The sequence below is a fragment of the Paraburkholderia sp. C35 genome, from assembly GCF_003121405.1.
Lineage (GTDB): Bacteria > Pseudomonadota > Gammaproteobacteria > Burkholderiales > Burkholderiaceae > Paraburkholderia.
Window position 1 is genome coordinate 1 of the sequence record NZ_QBUY01000145.1, and the last position, 17366, is coordinate 17366.

Consider the following 17366-nt stretch of genomic DNA (forward strand, 5'->3'; position numbering starts at 1 on the left):
GGTGTTAGCCCGCTTTCTTTTGCCTACTTTTCTTTGCGGCGGCAAAGAAAAGTAGGTGCCGCCCCGCACAGGGGCAACGCGTGAAGCACCACTAACAAAAAGCGGATGCCAGCAAAAAGCGAATGCCAACAAAGAAATCACATCCTGAATCACGAACACCCGCCGCCAGGCAAAACAAAAAAAACAAAAAAACCAAAAACCAAACCCTTACCCCTCCGCAAACAGATCATTAAACCCATTAACCCACGCATGCTCCCCCGGCCCGGGATTAGCCCGCATATCAACAGCAGGCCCAACCAGAATCTCATTGGCATCAGTGCCGAGCAACTCGATAGCCCCTTCGATAAACGTATCCAGCGGCATCGCCCGTTCTTCCTCAGTGCTATTCAGCAGTTCGGTGCGAACCCAGGGCGGCGCAATCTCGACAAACGAGACCGTGCTGTCACGCAGCAGATACCGCTGCGACAGCGTGTACGAATGCAAGGCAGCCTTGGTAGCGCTATACACCGCCGCAATGGCAAGCGGCACGAACCCCAGCACCGACGTCACATTCGCGACGACAGCATGCTCGCGTGTCTTTAGATGCTCGATCAGCGCGGACGTCATGCGCACCGGCCCCAGTAGATTCGTATCGACCGTCGTGCGCAGCAGGTCATCGTCGACCGGGCCTTGCGCGCCATCCGGGTACATCACACCAGCGTTGTTGATCAACACGTTGAGATCGGGATATTCCGCGATCAGCTTCGCCGCGACGGCCTGCACGTCGGCAGGATTGTTGATGTCCAGCGATATCGCACGCATGCCGGGATTCGCGTCGATGGTCGCTTGCAGACGCTCCGCGCGCCGGCCCGAAATGATCACCTGATTGCCGCGCTTGTGTAGCGCTTCGGCAAGACCGCGGCCAATGCCCGAACCGCCGCCCGTGATGAAGATCGTATTACCTGTGAGTTTCATGAAAGAGTCGCTATGAAGTAAGAGAGAGTTAAACCTGTCACCAAAAAGACGATGGTGATTGACATTGAGTTTCGGTGATCGCTGATGTGATGTCAATGGTGATCACCATTGTATTTTTCGAAGGACGCTATAATTGCGTGACGGATTGAGCAGAAAGATCGAGCAGACAGATCGGCCCGACAGGGCCGGTGAACGCGTGGAGCATCGAACGATGGGCGTTTCGAAACAGCAGGCGGAAGAGAATCGCAAGGCCATCATCGCGGCCTCGGAGAAACTGTTCCGCGAGCACGGCATCGACGGCGTGGGCCTGAGCGCGCTGATGAAGGCGGCAGGATTTACGCAGGGCGGCTTCTACAACCACTTCGAATCGAAGGAGGCGCTGGCCGCCGAGGTCGTCGCGAGCGCAATGGACAAGGCCAACCGCGACCTGAAGGACGCGATCGCTGCGCCCGTCAAGCGGGGCGGCAACCGGCTAAAGCGGCAGGTCGACTTCTATCTGTCCGGCACGCATTGCGGCGACATCGAGCAGGGCTGCGCCGTCGCCGGACTGACGGCCGATGTCCGGCGTCTTGGCAATCAGGCGCAATCGAACTTCGCGAGCGGCCTCGAGACGATGTTTGACACGCTGACCGCGCTCATCGCCGAACAGCGCGGCGAAGACGCAGATGAAGAATCGGCGCGCCGCGACGCCATGGCGTTTTACAGCGAGATGGTCGGCGCGCTGATCCTGTCGCGCGCGGTCGGCGGTGCGGACCCCAAGCTCGGCGAGGAAATCCTGCAGGCGAGCCGGCAGTCGCTGCTGCAGAATTTCGCGCTGGAAGGCGGGCAGGGCAAGCGCTGACGCACGCCATGCGGGCGCAGTTATAGTGCTGACATCCGCCTGCGGCAACTCCGTCGCGAGCACGGCATCCAGGTAAAGCGAGGTTTGTCCATGGACTATGTTGAAAGCTTGCGCGTGTTCCGCTCGGTGGTCGAACTGAAGAGCTTCGCGCGAGCCGCCGACGTGCATGGCCTCGCGCGGCCCGCCGTGTCGCGGGCCATCTCGGCGCTGGAAGAGCGCGTCGGTTGCAGGCTGCTGCACCGTACCACTCGCCAGGTTTCGCTGCCGGAAGCCGCCGCGCGCTTCTATGAAGGCTGCGTGCGCATTCTCGACGATCTCGACGCCCTCGAAGCCGACGTCGGCAGCGAGACGCGTGAGGCAGGCGGCGTGCTACGCCTCGTCGCGCACACTACCGCGACCATGGAGCGCCTCGTGCCGCTTATCGCCGAGTTCAAGCGCGCGCACCCGAAAATCACGCTGGATGTCACGCTCACCGAGCGCCCCGTCGATCTCGTCGCCGACGGCTATGATCTCGGTATCGTCGTGCCGTATATGTTGACCAGTGAGTCGGCGGTGGTGCGGCTGCTCGAGCGCATACCCGTCATCCTCGCCGCGTCGCCGCAGTATCTGCAGCGCTTGCCTGCGTTGAGCCATCCGTCTGAACTGACGAATCACCAGTTCGTGGCCATGTCGCCGTCGCTGCGGCGTCCGAGCGTCAGCTTTCGGATCGATGGTGACGAGCTGACGATTCCCCTTCGTTTCGACGTCTCCTCCAACAGCCCGGCGTTCAACCGCGAAATGGTGTTGCGCGGCTTTGGCATCGGCGTCGTGCCCGTCTCGCTGGTGCAGAACGAACTGGCGTCGGGCGCGCTCGTGCGGGTGCTCGACGGTTTCGAACTGATCGATTTCGGCATCGAAATCCGCCTCGCCTACAGCAACCGCACGCTGCTCCCCGCCAAAGTGCGCGCGTTCATCGATCACGCAACTGACTTTTTCGAACGCACGACTGTGCGCTAAAAGGGCCGTCAGGGCCGTCCGGACGGCAGCGCCGCCCCGATTGATGCAACTGGACGCAACAGTGTGATGGTGTTGCGGGCATCGCTTCCCACACCTCGTTTGGCTATTCTGTGCGCATGCACTTTCACGGGCTGGTCGTGAAATCAAGCGTTATCAGAAAGGTGTCAGATGCACGTATTCCTGTTTTGCTTATTCCTCACTGTGGGTGTGGCCGTCTATTTCACGCCATCCATGATCGCCCGGCGCCGGATGAAGCATGAAGCCGCCAGGGTGTTGCTGCTCAATCTGCTGCTCGGCTGGACCATTGCAGGATGGATCGGCGCGCTGAGCTGGGCGACGAAATCGTTCGGCACGGTTCTTCGCAGCGCCGAAAACGCAGCGCGCCAGAAACGCCATTCGCTCGAAACGGAGCGTGACTGAAGCAGGCGTGCCTGCTCTCCAGAATTTCGAAGTAACCTGAATACTAAGGATGCCGAATATAAATAGAAAACGGTATCGCAGACTATCCCGTGGAAATGAATCCGATCTCATCCGAAACCGATGACTGCTTTGCCGTGCGCCAGGCAGCGCGGCACATCTCGAAGCTATACGAACGCCATCTTTCCAAGGTTGGCATTACGCCAACGCAGTTCAGCATCCTCAGCATGCTGAGCCGTCATCCCAAAGCGACGATGGTGCAACTCGCCGACGCGCTGGTGATGGATCGCACCACGCTCGTGCGCGTCCTCAAGCCGCTGTTGCGCGATGGACTCGTAGTGGCACCCGCCGAAGAGCGTCTCAGCCGGCGCCTGCGCCTCACGCTCACCGGACAGGGACACGAGCGACTCGAACGGGCCACCGCGCATTGGCGTGCCGCCCAGGCGAATTTCGAACTCGTGTTTGGCCGCCAGCAAGCGATGCATCTGCGCGACGAACTGTTCCGCATCACGCGCGACGTTCCCAACGACTGATAACGCCGCTGATAACAGTGAGGCAACAAACTGATGCGTTTGCGCGCATTGATGGGGCCACCGACCAACACTACGATGTGCATATGCACTTTTTAACGGATGTCTAAGCATGAACACGCAAATGAACCTGATGACAGCGGCAGGCAGATCGAACGGCGAGCGCAGCGGATCGTTCATCGGCAGACCGGCCGCGCTGCTCGCCGCGGCAATCACGGCATTCAGTCTGGCGGGATGTGTCAACTACGCCGGCATCAAAAGCGACAAGCAGATCCAGACGCCCGAGACCTATGAAACGAAACAGAGCTTGCCGGACGAAGGCGGCCAATGGCCGACGCTCGACTGGTCGAACCAGTTCGGCGATCCCCAATTGCCGAAGCTGATCGACGAAGCGCTGAAGGACAACCCGACCATCGATCAGGCGCGCGCCCGCATCGAGAAAGCGACGGCGTATGTGGGCAGCGCGAAATCGTTGCTGTATCCGAACGTGAGCGGCAGCTATTCGTGGACACGCGAGCACTATTCGGCCAATGCGATCGTGCCGCCGCCGTATGCCGGCTCGACGCAGAGCGAGAACAATCTGCTGGCAAGCGCGTCGTGGGATCTCGATCTGTGGGGCAAGAACCGCGATCGACTTCGCAAGGCCGTGTCGAAAGAGAAGGTCGCCGAGGCAGAAGAAGAGGAAGTGCGCATCACGCTCGCTGCTTCCGTGGCCAGCACGTACAACCATCTCGCGCTGCTGTACGCGTTGCGCGATGTCGAGAGCCGCGAAGTGCGCAATCGCGAAGACATCGGGCGGATCACGGAAGGCCGCGTCAGCGCCGGTCTCGATACGAACGTCGAAAAGCAGACTGCGTATGGCGAAACATCGACCAGCCGCGCCAGTGTTAGCGATCTCGACGGACAGATCACCACGGTGCGCTATCAGTTGGGTGCGTTGCTCGGGCAAGGACCGGACCGTGGGCTCGCGATTGCGGATCCTTCGTTCGGCGAGGCTGCTGCGGTGGCGCTGCCCGGCAATCTGCCCGCCGACCTGATCTCGCGCCGCCCGGACATCGTGGCCGCCTACTGGCAGGTCAATGCCGACATGCAGGACGTGAAGGAAGCCAAGACCGAGTTTTATCCGGACGTCAATCTGTCGCTGTCGGCGGGACTCGATGCATTTGGATGGGGACGTTTCCTGACGGCATCGAGCCGTCAGATCGAAGGCGGCCCGGCGATCCATCTGCCCATCTTCGATGCAGGCGCACTGCGCTCGCAACTGAAGGACCGCTATGCCGATTTCGATTACGACGTCGCGAGCTACAACCACACGCTGATCAATGCGCTGTCGGATGTGGCCACACAGGTCTCGCAGATCCAATCCACCGATCGTCAACTGGTCGATTCGCAGCAGGCCCTCGATGCGCAGACCAAGGCGTATCAACTCGCGCTGGTTCGCTACAAGTCGGGTCTGAACCAGCAGTTGCAGGTGCTGAACGCCGATGACAACCGTCTCGCCGCCGAACAGTCGGTGATCAATCTGCAGATGGCGCGCCGCGACCAGCAGATCGGCCTGAGCAAGGCGATGGGCGGCGGCTTCGACGCGACGCAAGCCGGCCTCGCTGCGAACACCGACACGCCGATTCCTGCGCCGAAAAGCCTCAAGACAACCGATTAACCGATTCGAGCCGCCGCCATCGAACGATGGCTGGCGTCCACCCAATCTCGCTGGAGTTCAATCATGAATGCACCTCAATCCCAACCGGTCAACGAGCCGCCGAAAAAGGCCGGAAAGCGCAAGCTGCTGCTCGCGTTGCTGGCCGCTACGCTGGCGGCGTCGGGCGCCGCGTATGGCGCGTACTACTACACCGTCGCGCGCTTTCACGTCGAAACCGACGATGCGTATGTGAACGGCAATGTCGTGCAGATCACGCCGCAGATTGGCGGAACGGTGATCGGTGTCAACGCGGACAACACGCAGATCGTCAAGGAAGGCGAGCCCGTCGTGCAGATCGATCCCGCCGATGCCCGCATCGCCCTGCAACAGGCCGAAGCGAACCTCGGCCAGACCGTGCGCCGCGTGCATGGTCTCTACGTCAACGACGACAAGTACCGTGCGGACATCGCCGAGCGGCAATCGGATCTGTCGAAAGCACAGGACGATCTGCGTCGCCGGCTCTCTACGGGCATGACGGGCGCTGTATCGGACGAAGAGATTTCGCATGCACGCGATGCCGTCAAGTCCGCGCAGGCCGCGCTCGACGCCGCGAAGCAACAACTCGGCGCGAACCGCGCGCTGACGGCCAACACGTCGATCGAAGATCACCCCGATGTGCAGGCCAGCGCCGCACATGTCCGTGATGCGTATCTCGCGTATGCGCGCACCACCTTGCCCGCGCCCGTCACCGGTTATGTCGCGCAGCGCAGCGTGCAGGTCGGCCAGCGCATCGCCACGGGGACGCCGCTGATGTCGGTGGTGCCGCTCAATCAGGTGTGGGTCGATGCGAACTTCAAGGAATGGCAGCTTCGGCATATCCGCGTCGGACAGCCCGTCGAACTGACTGCCGATGTTTATGGCTCGACTGTCGTTTATCACGGCAAGGTCGCGGGCTTCACGCCCGGCACCGGGTCGGCGCTGGCACTGCTGCCTGCGCAGAACGCGACGGGTAACTGGATCAAGGTGGTACAGCGGCTGCCCGTGCGCATCGAGATTCCTGCCGATGAACTCGAGAAAAGCCCGCTGCGCGTGGGCCTTTCGATGAACGTCAACGTGGACGTGAAGAACAGCAACGCAGCCACGCTGACGACCGTCGATCCCCGCTCGAGCTACAAGACCGACGTGTTCGCGAAGTACGGCGACGAAGCCAACGATGCGATCGCCCGCATCATCGCCGCGAACGAATGACACGCGTGCAACCGGTCCGGGCATGCGATGCCCGCTTCCCTGAATTCACGAAGGCCAGCATCACCCTGCCTGGATCACTATGACCACCCAACAATTGACTCATCCCCCGCTGACGGGCGCGAAGCTTGCGATAGGCTCGTTCGTCGTCGGCCTGGCCGGTTTCATGACCGTGCTCGATTCGTCGATCGCGAACGTTGCGATCCCAACCATCTCCGGCAACCTCGGCGTGTCTGTCGATGAAGGCACGTGGGTGATCACGGTGTTTGCCGCGGCGAACTCGGTGGCGATACCGTTGACCGGCTGGTTGACGCAACGCCTCGGACAGGTGCGGCTGTTCGTCGGCTCGATCCTGCTGTTCGTGATCGCGTCGTGGCTGTGCGGCATTGCGCCTTCGCTGCCGGTGCTGCTTGCCGCGCGGATATTGCAAGGCGCGGTAGCCGGGCCGCTGATTCCGATGTCGCAGGCATTGCTGCTGAGTTCATGGCCAAAGAATAAATCTTCGCTGGCGCTTTCATTGTTCTCGATGATCGTCGTGACGGGGCCGATCGTGGGGCCGGCGCTCGGCGGCTGGGTGACGGACAGCTATAGCTGGTCGTGGATCTTTTATATCAACATTCCCGTGGGCCTGTTCGCGGCGGCGATGGTGTGGATGCTGTACCGGCATCGCGACACGCCGTCGAAGAAAATTCCCGTCGATATAGTGGGCCTGGTGCTGCTGGTCGTGTGGGTCGCCGCGTTGCAGGTGATGCTGGATAAGGGCAAGGATCTCGACTGGTTCTCATCGACGACGATTGTCGTGCTGACCATCGTCGCAGTAGTGGGACTCGCGTTGTTCATTGTGTGGGAACTGACGGACAAGAATCCGATCGTCGATCTGACCTTGTTCAAGCAGCGCAATTTCCTGGGTGGGACGATCTCGATTGCGGTTGCGTATGCAATTTTCTTCGGCACGCTTGTGTTGCTGCCGCAGTGGATGCAGGAGTACCTCGGTTACCGCGCCGTCGATGCCGGGCTGGCGACCGCGCCGCTGGGCATTTTCGCGGTGATCGGCGCACCGATCATGGGCAAGATCCTGCCGCGCTCGGATGCGCGCATTATCGGCACCTTTGCGTTCATCGGCTTTGCGATCGTCTACTACATGCGTTCGTTCTTCTACACGGATCTCAGCGAGGGATACATCATCCTGCCGACGCTGCTGCAAGGCATCCCGATGGCACTGTTTTTCGCGCCGCTGACCGTGATCATCCTGTCGGGACAGCCGCCTGAGAAAGTGCCTGCGGCGGCGGGCTTGTCCACCTTCGGACGGATGTTCTTCGGCGGGATCGGCACGTCGATCGCCAATGTGATCTGGAACAACCGCACGATCTTTCACCATGAAATCCTGACCCAGCAGTCCAGCCCAACCAACCCGATGTTCAACCAGCAACTCGATTCGTACCATTCGCTGCTGGGTGTCGGCAAGGACGCTTCGTTCGCGCTGTTCGATCACACGGTGCAGACGCAGGCGGCAATGATGGGTCTGAACGACGTGTTCTACGGGGCCGCTATCGTCATGATCATCATCATTCCGCTGATCTGGATCACGAAGCCTGGCAAGGCGGGCGGTTCCAGCGACGCAGCGGCAGCGGCGCACTGAGCCTCGCTGTGCAGTACTGCGGCACGCGCTCCCGATGGCGGGCGGGTGCCGCCGCTTCCAGGCAGTCAGACGCCGCTTTGGTACATACTCCCGTAGCGCTCGACGACCCGCAGCGATTCCGGACCTATTCCATGCGGCCATTCAACGGATTTCTCGTGCTTATCGGTACGCTGCTCACGGGAGCAGGGTACGGCGCGACCTTTCTTCTTTCGATGCGCTTCAGGTATGTCGGCGGCAGCGACGTCGATACCGGCCTCACGCTGGTGGGCGCGATGGTGGGCACCTTTGTCGGCGTGCCGCTGGTCGGGTGGCTGTCGCATCATCGCATTGGTGCGGCGCGGATGACGTCGCTTGCGGCTCTGTGCGTCGGCGTGGGCGTGGCGGGTTTCGCGCTGATCGAGCGCGTCGGTGTGCTCGAGGTGATTCCCGCGTTTCTCGTGGGGCTAGGGTGGGGCGCGTTCTATCTGGCTGCGCCGATTTCGCTGGCAGAGCGCACCGACGATGCCGAGCGAGGCTTCTGGTTCCTGCGCTTCGGCACGTTCCAGATGGCGGGTATCGGCGGATGCCCGGCGCTGGCGGGCTTTGCGATTCATTCATGGCACTGGACACTCACGGGCGTGCTGTATGTCGTCAGCGCCTGCTGTGTGCTGGCGGCGCTGATACTGGAGCTGTTTGGACGCGTCTCACCGCTATCTTCGCTGCCGTCGGCACCCGAACGCTGGTGGCGCGGCATCGGTGCCGTGGCACGCACGCGCGCGATGTATCCCGTGCTGATGGTCGCACTGGGCGCATGCGTGTTCTCCGGGCTGATGACGTTCCAGATGTCGCTGGTGCAGGGCACGCATGCACAGGCGAGCACCTTCTTCAGCGTGTACGCCGTGACGGTCGTGGTGGTGCGCTGGCTGCTGACGCGGTTCGTCGTCAGTCTGCGGCGCGAAACGGCGACGAAAGTGCTGCTCGTGATGATGCTGCTGGGCATCGTCGCCATGTTCGCGGTGCCTTACCATGTGTCGGCCCATGCGGCCGCTGCTGTGCTGCTTGCCACGGGATATGGGCTTGCGTATCCCGTGATCCAGACCCAGGCGGTCAACGATTCCGCCGCCGTGCATCGCCGGGCTGCGTTGACGTGGTTCGTCGCGGCTTACTTTATCGGTGTGTTTGGTTTTCCGTCGCTGGGCGGGTGGGTGCTGGTGCATGTCGGCAAGGATGCACTGCTGACGCTCATCGCGTTGTGCGGGTTGATGGCGCTGATGCTCGCGTTTCTGGGTGACAGGAAGCAGGTTGAAGTGCTGTCGGTGAAGGTGTAGAACGCACCGCGACATACACTGCGCGCGCGCCGTCTCTCATTGCTACGCCATCCAATTGTTGTCGCACGGACAACATCATGCAGGCATTCACGGCGCTACTGGCGTTGGCGCTCCCTTACTAAAATCGGTTCTACGGTCGTTCGAAACGCGAGCTAAACGAAGCACGCGATATTCACGATCGTGCTCGCGAACCGCGCCCCCACGTGCGGCAACCCCACTCGATTAAAAGGATTGCTCAAGATGAGCGAAACAACCCGCAATGTGCAGCCGGTTATTGCCGGCCCCGGAAAACAGGGCTCGGGCGAACTCGTGCCTTCCCGCTATGCCGTGCGCGTGGGCGACGTCGTTGTCGTGATGATCAGCGACGGCATCCTGCCGCTGCCGACCTCCACCATGTCCACCAACGTGAGCGAAGCGGACCGCAACGAATGGTTCGATGGCCGTATCCTGCAACGCGACACGTTCGACTGGGCGCTGAACATCGCGCTCGTGCGCAGCGGCGAACGCCTGATCCTGATCGACTCGGGCGTCGGCGACGGCTTCGAATACTTCACGCGCGCCGGTCAGTCGGTGATGCGACTGGAATCGGCGGGCATCGATCTGGCTGCCATCACCGATATCGTGATCACGCATATGCACATGGATCACGTCGGCGGCCTGAATGTCGACGGTGTGAAGGCAAAGCTGCGCCCTGACGTGCGCATTCACGTGGCGGCCGCGGAAGTGGAGTTCTGGAAGAATCCTGATTTCAGCAAGACAGTGATGCCCGAAACGGTTCCGCCTGCGCTTCGCAAGGCAGCGGCAAAGTTCGTGGAACTCTACAGCGAGAACATCGTGCAGTTCGATCAGACCGTGGAAGTCGCGGCGGGTGTGTCCGCGCGCGTGACGGGCGGACACACGCCGGGGCATTGCGTGGTTGACGTCGCATCGAAAGGGGAGAAGCTCACGTTCGTAGGCGACGCGATTTTCGATGTCGGCTTCGACAATCCCAACTGGCAAAACGGCTTCGAGCACGATCCGGAAATGTCGGTGGACGTGCGTATCGCACTGCTCGACGAGGCTGCTGAAACAGGCGCTCTGCTGGCGGCAGCACACGTCGCGTTTCCGTCGGTTGGGCACATTGCGAAGAACCGCGCAGGCTACCGTTTCGTGCCGGTGCAGTGGGATTACTGATCGCCACGCGACTGTCGATCTGTCAGCGCAAGCTTTTAACCTGACTTGCCGTGACACTTGCAGCAAACCGGTTGCCGAAATGCGTCCGCGTGTAATTGACGACGGCTGCGACCTGTTCATCGTTCATCTCGTCGCCGAACGATGGCATTGACTTGCGGCCATGCAGCACGTTGACAATGACATAGGGCGCGGCTTCGAGCGCCGGGTTGTCTGCGAGTGCCGGGTAGCGGCCCGCGCCCTGTGCGCCTTTTCCGTCCGGCATGTGGCAGCCCGCGCACGTGGCGTTGTAAAGCGCTTCGCCGCTCGTTTCGGTGAAGCGATAACCCGGCGAAATCGTAAATGCACGCGACGCGTCCTGCGCTTGCGCTGAAGCCGACGCCATCGCTGCGAACGCCAGCAAACCCATCGACAGCCAGCCGCCGTGTCGCGCCAGCCTATCCATTGACGATTCTCCGATGCAGGCGCGTGATCGCATCCAGCGACGACAGCACGGCGCCTTCCTGCCATGCGGGGATATGCGAAGCGTGCTCGCCCGCAAGCACAATCCGCCCGTCGATCTGACAGAGATTCGCGTAGTGTGCTTTTCGCAAGGCATCCGTCCACGCGGCGAAGCAGCCATGCGTGAACGGCGACCGGCTCCAGCTCATCGCGAAGCCATTCTGATACTCGCGTGCGTACTGTGGATGGATCTGGCTGCCCTGGCTCAATGCGACGGCAATGCGTTCATCCGGCGGCAGCGCGCCCATTTCATAGCTGGCAGGTCCCCACATATAAGCGCCGAGCAACACGGCAGGGCCGGGCGATCCGTAGCCTGTCGCCGGATAGCCGATCGTCGAAATCGGCAGATCCGTATGCGTGATGCCGCCGAAAATCTGTTCGTCCTCTTCCCAGAATCGCCGGCCGAATTGCAGCCCGATTTTCACGGAGGTCTCGTAGGGCACGGCGTCGATCGCGGCCCGCATGTCTGGGCCGATCGTCATATCGATCTGACTCAGGATCGAAAGCGGAATCGTGCACACCAGCCAATCCGCGTGCGCAGTCCGTTCGGCTTGGGTGGCCGTATCCGTATAGCGGACGGTGACGCCGTGCTCGTCCTGCTGAATGGCCGTGACTCTCGCGTGGAACATCACGTTGCCGGCGACCTGTGAATAGAGCGCATTGGCAATCCTGTCCATGCCGCCGACCGGCTGGAAAATGCTGCTCTGATAGTCCTGCTCGTTTCCGGACGCGAGCCATTGCCACAAACGCGACGCCAGCAAAGGGTCGCGCGGCAGCAGATCGGAAGGCACGGCCGAGGGCATCAGACCTCCGCCGCGCGCGACCGCATAGCCACGGCGTTCGCTGCTTCGCCGGCCCGCCTGATAGGCACCATTCCGATCGAGCGCGCCCCACTGACGCAGGGATTCGAGCAGCAGATGCGCATCGTCGGTTGACACGGCATCGTCGAGCGCATCCTTGCGGATTGCCTTCGTAAGCAACTCGGCGACATAACCTTGATAGTCGGTCTGCACGGCCCGGAACCGCTGCGGCTTGCCGTCGAAAGCGGCTGTCGAATGCAGGTACGCGTTGTAGTTGACCTGGATGAATGGTTCGAGCGGCACCGCCAGGCGTTTTGCGTAGTCGAGCACGCCATTGTGGTGATACGGGATACGCCACGGCCCAGGGTTCAGATACAGCCCGTCGGCGAATTCACAGTACTGGGTGGCGCCGCCGAGTTCTGTATACCGGTCGCCGCCTCTGACGGTCCAGGCCCGGCCACCCGCGCGGTTGTTGTACTCGAGCACCTGCACTTCGTAGCCGGCATGTTTCAACTCGAAAGCGGCGACGAGGCCGGCCATGCCTGCGCCAAGCACGAGGATACGCGTGCCTTTCGGCGCGCCGTCGAGCTTGACCGGTCCGGCGTAAGTCGAAGAAGCGGCGAACCCTAGCGTGCCCATGCCCTGCATCATGGCGGCCGCGCCGAGGTTCTTGCCGATCAGCGTCAACAGGTGCCGCCGGCTCATCCCGGTTGCGGTCATTCTCGACATGAGGACAGGGTCTCGCGGCTGAGGAGAAATAAGAACGTACAGATTCAGATATTAAAACTATCGACGGTTTTTCGTCATCCGTTGCATCTGTCGGGGTTGCGTGTGAGTAGCGCGTGCATTGCGCGCACTGCGATCCGTCGTTTGCGCTAGCGGCGAATGGTCAAGGGCCGCCATTCGGTTTTATCTTTGGGTGGAGTCCAGCCTGCGTCAATGACGTCGGGAACCGGCTGATACGCGCCGCTGGCTGTCGGTTCCAGAAAGCGGCACCAGTTCTCGGGCGTATCGGGCCAGTCGATCTGAAGGCAAAAGTGACCATCGCCCGTCACGCTCCACTTGCCGCTCGCGCTGTGCGTGTTGAGCAAGCCGCCACCTGCCCAGTAGACAGTCAGTGTGCCGTCTGCACCGTTGACCCATTGCCGCAAGGCGCCCGCAGTGTTTGTCCTTCGTACCGTGGCGCCCGGCATCAGCGCGGACAGTTGCTCTCTGGTCAGCCGCGCAGGACGCGACGCGTTGTTGCCCGACGCAGTAGGGTTGCGCGCCGCGGCTGAACTCCCACTTGCCGATGCAGCCGGTTTCCCTTCAGCGGACGACGCCGGCGCTGGTGCGGTCGAACTGACAGCAGGCGTTGACGCTGCCGCCCCTTGCGATGACGATGCCTCTGGCGCACTTGACGCCACACCATGTCCGGTTTGCCCGGCAGTTGCAGCGGAAGCCGCCTTTGGATTGGACTTCGCTTTGGCTGCTGCGGCGCGGCGCTGCTCAGCCTTGCGTTTTTTTTCCTCTTCCTCTTTCTTTTTCGTCTGGGCATCTGTGTCGAGAACGAAATCGACACGCTCGATCAGAGTAACGGGATGCTGTGGCGATGGCGCGGCAACGCAGGGCGAAGCACCGCCAGACAATGCGAGCACCTCGATTGGCACGCAGACACGAGCGAGCAAGATCAACTTCATGTGCAGTTGCATCCATCCTCCCTCGTCGCCGTTGCGCTTTCCCGCTTCATGACGACGGGAAGCATATCGAAGATAGTGCATATTTCAGCGCTGGTCGCGATGGTGCACAGTGCTTTTTCGTTCAGCGCCCTTCGGCTGACATGTTTCCGAAGTCCGCGCCAATCGCGTGCGTCAAAATCGCCTTGAATTTGGGTTCGTTTGAGATAGCCTGTTAAGGATCCGATCGCGATAGTGCGCCCAAACAAGCTGTTTCGCCAGCGTACTCTTCTGCACCCGACCCATTTCAATCTTCTCTGGCGCTGCGGCGCTGGATGAGCACGAACCCAATCCTCGCGAGGCGTGTCATGACGCTCAGAATAGAAACAGCGTATGTCGCAGGTTCGGTGCGTGTGCCCACCAACGCAGAACAGGCCAAGTTCGCGCGCGCCGTCGATCAGTCGTTGGCGCAAATCCGCGCGACTGATGTCGGATCCAGTTTGCTCGACGACATTGCACGCGCCGGTCGCGAACTGGTGATCGTGAAGGCCGCGCTCGTGGAGGGCAACAAGTGCAGGCAACCGGATTCTTCGACGGGCGGTTGCAAGGCGGCGTGTTACCAGGAAGTGCTCGAAACAAAGGCCCTGTGGAACAAGATTCAGGAACTGCTCGATACTCGCAGGATCACTGATCAGAATCCTGCCGTGAAGAAGTTCCTGAAATTCTTTGTTCCTCAAGCCAGCGGCGGAGACAGGGAAGCCTACGTGCAAAAGGTGAGGTCAAAACCCGTCCCCTTTGCGCACAAGGAGACAGGGCAGAAGGGACTGGAACTGCAGGCAGGTTCAACGCAGGTGTGTTCTCTTCAACGCGGCTTGATCGGCTATCACGTGATGGACTATCTGACGCCGGGCGCGGGTACGCCGGCCATGGTTCTGTGGGACCCTGACTCCGTCCAGATGTGCGAAGACCTGCCGGTGCAGCAACGCGCTGTCTGGATGACCCGTCCGCCGTGGATCGCGCTGGCTCACGAGATGATCCACGGATGGCGGCTGGTGACGGGCCGATGCGTCTTCCAGCCAAAAGGAATCGAGGATTACTGGGAGGAGGCGATGACGGTCGGACTCCCGCCTTATGACCGATGCCGGTTCACGGAAAACCGGCTGCGTCACGTCAAGGCTTTTCCGCTGCGGACTTACTACGGCGAATCGACCGTGAACCGGAGCACCCGAGCCGCGCTCAAGCACGGCGACGTCAGTGCGCGGTCACAGATTTCTTTCTCTATCAAGGTTAGCGGCAGCGGCCCGGACGATCCCCTGGTGTTCGACTACGAACTCCGTCCGGTGGATGACCCAGACAAGATTGTTCGCGGCAAGACGGACCCTCGGGGACGCGCCACTGCCATTGCACAATGGATGACCGACGGCGAAATACGCTTTAAAGGCTTTGGCGCGTTTGGCCGCGTCGAAACCCAGTGGCAGAAAGTGTTGCTGGACAGGACGATGATCCTGCAGTTTGGTCGCTACAGTTTCATATGCGAGCGTTTCCGTTGACACACCGGCAGGCAACGCGGCCTCTTCGATAGCGAGCCTTGCGAGTTCAAACTCATCTGCGATACTGGCTTTTTATCTGCGAACCTGGCACCTGGGCGGCTTTAAAAAAGCGTGGAGCAAACACTTCAGGAAACGCGTATCGTATGCGTATCTTCGACCTTGAACGATTCCATGTCCGCTACTTACCTCAATCGCGCGCGCACAGTCGCAATCGTCGCCACCTTGTCCATGCTCGCGTTGGCGGGTTGCACGTCCTCATCGCTGAGTTCGCAGAATGCGCCGCGAGGAACTGAGTCGCAAGGTCCAGGCAATTCATCACTCGATGCTGCTATCGGCGGTTCGCAACGCAGCAATCCGGCGCGAGCGCGTGACGTTTATCGCCATCCGAAAGAGACATTGCAATTCTTCGATCTTGGTCCGACACAAACGGTGCTGGAGATTGCGCCGGGCGGCGGCTGGTATACGGACATTCTTGCGCCCTATCTGCGCGATGGCGGGCATCTGTATGAAGCGCAATATCTGAGCACATCGGCGGATCTCGCTGCCGAAGACTCCGCGACCGATAGCGCCTATCGGAAGAAACTCGCGAACAATCCCGTGGTTTATAGCAACGTTGTGGTCGGCACGTTGCACGCGGGGCAGTTCAATGGCTTCGATTCAAATGCGAGTTTCGACCGTGTGTTCACGTTCCGGAATATCCATAACTGGATCAAGGACGGGCAACTCGATGCGAATCTGCGCGTGTTCTACGGCGCGCTCAAGCATGGCGGCGTACTGGGCGTCGAAGAGCATCGCGCACGGCCAGGAACGACAGAGCAACAAATGATCGATACCGGTTATGTGACGGAAGCGTTCGTCATCGAGCATGCGCAGGCAGCGGGTTTCGTGCTGGCCGCGCGCAGCGAGATCAACGCGAATCCGAAGGATACGAAGGACTATCCACACGGCGTGTGGTCGCTGCCGCCGACCTATGAGGGTGGTGACGTCGACCGGTCACGGTTTGCCGCAATCGGCGAGTCGGACCGGATGACGCTCAAGTTCGTCAAGCCTTAGTGATTGCCTGATCAGGTTTGATCTCAGCCGTGACGCCGCTTCACATGTTCGGATAGTTGGGTCCACCACCACCTTCTGGTGTGACCCATACGATGTTCTGTGGCGGGTCTTTGATGTCGCACGTCTTGCAGTGCACGCAGTTTTGCGCGTTGATCTGCAAGCGGTCTTCGTTTGCGTCGGTTTTTATGAACTCGTAGACGCCTGCGGGACAGAATCGCACTTCCGGTCCTGCATAGGTTTTCAGATTGACTTCAATGGGAACGCTGGCGTTCTTCAGCGTCAGATGAGCAGGCTGATTTTCTTCGTGATTCGTGTTCGAAATGAACACTGAAGATAAACGGTCGAACGTGAGCTTGCCGTCTGGCTTCGGATAGTCGATTGGTTTGCACTGTGACGCGGGTTTTAGCGTTTCGTGATCCCAGTGGCGGTGATGCAGCGTCCATGGCACGTTGCCTTTCAACAGCTTTTGCTCGATGCCGACCATCAGCGCGCCTACGTAAAGTCCCTTGCTCATCCACTGCTTGAAGTTGCGGGCTTTATATAGCTCCGTATGCAGCCATGAGGCTTTGAATGAATCGGGATACGCAGCCAGTTCATCGTTGTGACGGCCCGCTTGCACGGCGTCGAATGCAGCGTCGGCGGCTAGCATGCCTGTCTTGATGGCCGCGTGCGAGCCCTTGATTCGCGAGGCGTTCAGGAAGCCTGCGTCATCGCCAACCAGTGCGCCACCGGGGAAAATGAGCTTTGGCAGCGACATCAGGCCGCCTGCTGTAATCGCTCGCGCGCCATACGACACGCGCTTGCCGCCTTCTAGGTATGAGCGAATCGACGGATGTGTCTTGTAGCGCTGGAACTCTTCAAACGGCGACAGATAAGGATTCGAGTAGCCGAGACCCACGACGAAACCACCCATCACCTGGTTATTGTCGATGTGATACAGGAACGAGCGGCCGTAGGTCTGCGAGTCCAAAGGCCAGCCAGCCGTGGGGATCACCAGACCCGGCTTGTGCTTCGACGGATCGATTTCCCACAGTTCCTTGATGCCGATGCCATACACCTGCGGATCGGC

At 60.7% G+C, this 17366-nt stretch carries 17 protein-coding genes; 12 read left to right on the plus strand and 5 right to left on the minus strand.

The annotated features are described in order from the left end of the window. Positions 1-207: 207 nt before the first annotated feature. Positions 208-954 (minus strand): SDR family NAD(P)-dependent oxidoreductase, encoded by a 747-nt coding sequence (locus DK391_RS40680; RefSeq protein WP_109483658.1) that lies wholly within the window; start codon positions 952-954, stop codon positions 208-210. Positions 955-1165: 211 nt separating this feature from the next. Here DK391_RS40680 and DK391_RS40685 point away from each other — a divergent pair, with 211 nt between their 5' ends. The 9 genes from DK391_RS40685 (at position 1166) to DK391_RS40725 (ending at position 10741) form a co-directional block, all read left to right on the plus strand. Then, the gene (locus DK391_RS40685; protein WP_109483659.1) at positions 1166-1795 is read left to right on the plus strand and encodes a TetR/AcrR family transcriptional regulator; all 630 of its coding nucleotides are present in this window, start codon (positions 1166-1168) and stop codon (positions 1793-1795) included. A gap of 90 nt (positions 1796-1885) precedes the next feature. Continuing rightward, complete coding sequence (locus DK391_RS40690) at positions 1886-2791, plus strand: LysR family transcriptional regulator (protein WP_109483660.1); 906 nt, start codon at positions 1886-1888, stop codon at positions 2789-2791. Positions 2792-2959: 168 nt separating this feature from the next. Further along, the gene (locus DK391_RS40695; protein ID WP_109483661.1) at positions 2960-3211 is read left to right on the plus strand and encodes a superinfection immunity protein; all 252 of its coding nucleotides are present in this window, start codon (positions 2960-2962) and stop codon (positions 3209-3211) included. Positions 3212-3306: 95 nt separating this feature from the next. Further along, entirely contained in the window at positions 3307-3741 is a 435-nt protein-coding gene (locus DK391_RS40700) for a MarR family transcriptional regulator (protein WP_109483662.1), read from the plus strand. A 130-nt stretch (positions 3742-3871) separates the two neighbouring features. Then, the gene (locus DK391_RS40705; protein WP_239483091.1) at positions 3872-5398 is read left to right on the plus strand and encodes an efflux transporter outer membrane subunit; all 1527 of its coding nucleotides are present in this window, start codon (positions 3872-3874) and stop codon (positions 5396-5398) included. A 63-nt stretch (positions 5399-5461) separates the two neighbouring features. Further along, positions 5462-6625 (plus strand): HlyD family efflux transporter periplasmic adaptor subunit, encoded by a 1164-nt coding sequence (locus tag DK391_RS40710; RefSeq protein WP_109483664.1) that lies wholly within the window; start codon positions 5462-5464, stop codon positions 6623-6625. 79 nt (positions 6626-6704) lie between these two features. Then, the gene (locus DK391_RS40715) at positions 6705-8261 is read left to right on the plus strand and encodes a DHA2 family efflux MFS transporter permease subunit (protein ID WP_109483665.1); all 1557 of its coding nucleotides are present in this window, start codon (positions 6705-6707) and stop codon (positions 8259-8261) included. A gap of 131 nt (positions 8262-8392) precedes the next feature. Further along, a complete protein-coding gene (locus tag DK391_RS40720) occupies positions 8393-9568 on the plus strand; it encodes an MFS transporter (RefSeq protein WP_109483666.1) in 1176 nt (391 codons plus the stop codon). 240 nt (positions 9569-9808) lie between these two features. Next, complete coding sequence (locus DK391_RS40725; RefSeq protein WP_109483667.1) at positions 9809-10741, plus strand: MBL fold metallo-hydrolase; 933 nt, start codon at positions 9809-9811, stop codon at positions 10739-10741. Positions 10742-10763: 22 nt separating this feature from the next. Here the strand turns inward: DK391_RS40725 and DK391_RS40730 are convergent, their stop codons facing one another. The 3 genes from DK391_RS40730 to DK391_RS40740 all read right to left on the minus strand — a co-directional run bounded on the left by DK391_RS40730 (position 10764) and on the right by DK391_RS40740 (position 13445). Then, positions 10764-11183 carry a cytochrome c gene (locus tag DK391_RS40730; RefSeq protein WP_109483668.1) on the minus strand — a complete coding sequence of 140 codons (420 nt, stop codon included), beginning with the start codon at positions 11181-11183 and terminating at the stop codon, positions 10764-10766. Continuing rightward, positions 11176-12768: a flavin monoamine oxidase family protein gene (locus DK391_RS40735; RefSeq protein WP_204117527.1), complete on the minus strand. Its 1593-nt coding sequence runs from the start codon at positions 12766-12768 to the stop codon at positions 11176-11178. The genes DK391_RS40730 and DK391_RS40735 overlap by 8 nt, the downstream gene beginning before the upstream one ends. A 146-nt stretch (positions 12769-12914) precedes the next feature. After that, positions 12915-13445, minus strand: a complete 531-nt coding sequence (locus tag DK391_RS40740) for a hypothetical protein (RefSeq protein ID WP_162601049.1) — start codon at positions 13443-13445, stop codon at positions 12915-12917. Positions 13446-13448: 3 nt separating this feature from the next. Here DK391_RS40740 and DK391_RS44705 point away from each other — a divergent pair, with 3 nt between their 5' ends. The 3 genes from DK391_RS44705 to DK391_RS40750 all read left to right on the plus strand — a co-directional run bounded on the left by DK391_RS44705 (position 13449) and on the right by DK391_RS40750 (position 16297). Further along, complete coding sequence (locus DK391_RS44705) at positions 13449-13904, plus strand: hypothetical protein (RefSeq protein ID WP_162601050.1); 456 nt, start codon at positions 13449-13451, stop codon at positions 13902-13904. 158 nt (positions 13905-14062) lie between these two features. Next, on the plus strand, positions 14063-15244 hold the full coding sequence (locus DK391_RS40745; protein ID WP_109483672.1) for a M91 family zinc metallopeptidase: 1182 nt from the start codon (positions 14063-14065) through the stop codon (positions 15242-15244). Positions 15245-15415: 171 nt separating this feature from the next. Next, complete coding sequence (locus DK391_RS40750) at positions 15416-16297, plus strand: class I SAM-dependent methyltransferase (protein WP_109483671.1); 882 nt, start codon at positions 15416-15418, stop codon at positions 16295-16297. Between the two features lie 40 nt (positions 16298-16337). On the opposite strand, the gene DK391_RS40755 is transcribed toward DK391_RS40750, so the two are convergent. Continuing rightward, on the minus strand, positions 16338-17366 hold a 1029-nt coding region (locus DK391_RS40755), incomplete at its 5' end, for an electron transfer flavoprotein-ubiquinone oxidoreductase (protein ID WP_162601051.1).

Coding starts and splice junctions, on each gene's coding strand:
- DK391_RS40680 (WP_109483658.1), bottom strand. CDS start 954: ATGAAACTCACAGGTAATACGATCTTCATCACGGGCGGCGGTTCGGGC.
- DK391_RS40710 (WP_109483664.1), top strand. CDS start 5,462: ATGAATGCACCTCAATCCCAACCGGTCAACGAGCCGCCGAAAAAGGCC.
- DK391_RS40705 (WP_239483091.1), top strand. CDS start 3,872: ATGACAGCGGCAGGCAGATCGAACGGCGAGCGCAGCGGATCGTTCATC.
- DK391_RS40695 (WP_109483661.1), top strand. CDS start 2,960: ATGCACGTATTCCTGTTTTGCTTATTCCTCACTGTGGGTGTGGCCGTC.
- DK391_RS40700 (WP_109483662.1), top strand. CDS start 3,307: ATGAATCCGATCTCATCCGAAACCGATGACTGCTTTGCCGTGCGCCAG.
- DK391_RS40730 (WP_109483668.1), bottom strand. CDS start 11,183: ATGGATAGGCTGGCGCGACACGGCGGCTGGCTGTCGATGGGTTTGCTG.
- DK391_RS40690 (WP_109483660.1), top strand. CDS start 1,886: ATGGACTATGTTGAAAGCTTGCGCGTGTTCCGCTCGGTGGTCGAACTG.
- DK391_RS40715 (WP_109483665.1), top strand. CDS start 6,705: ATGACCACCCAACAATTGACTCATCCCCCGCTGACGGGCGCGAAGCTT.
- DK391_RS40725 (WP_109483667.1), top strand. CDS start 9,809: ATGAGCGAAACAACCCGCAATGTGCAGCCGGTTATTGCCGGCCCCGGA.
- DK391_RS40685 (WP_109483659.1), top strand. CDS start 1,166: ATGGGCGTTTCGAAACAGCAGGCGGAAGAGAATCGCAAGGCCATCATC.
- DK391_RS40735 (WP_204117527.1), bottom strand. CDS start 12,768: ATGTCGAGAATGACCGCAACCGGGATGAGCCGGCGGCACCTGTTGACG.
- DK391_RS44705 (WP_162601050.1), top strand. CDS start 13,449: ATGTCCGGTTTGCCCGGCAGTTGCAGCGGAAGCCGCCTTTGGATTGGA.
- DK391_RS40720 (WP_109483666.1), top strand. CDS start 8,393: ATGCGGCCATTCAACGGATTTCTCGTGCTTATCGGTACGCTGCTCACG.
- DK391_RS40750 (WP_109483671.1), top strand. CDS start 15,416: ATGTCCGCTACTTACCTCAATCGCGCGCGCACAGTCGCAATCGTCGCC.
- DK391_RS40745 (WP_109483672.1), top strand. CDS start 14,063: ATGACGCTCAGAATAGAAACAGCGTATGTCGCAGGTTCGGTGCGTGTG.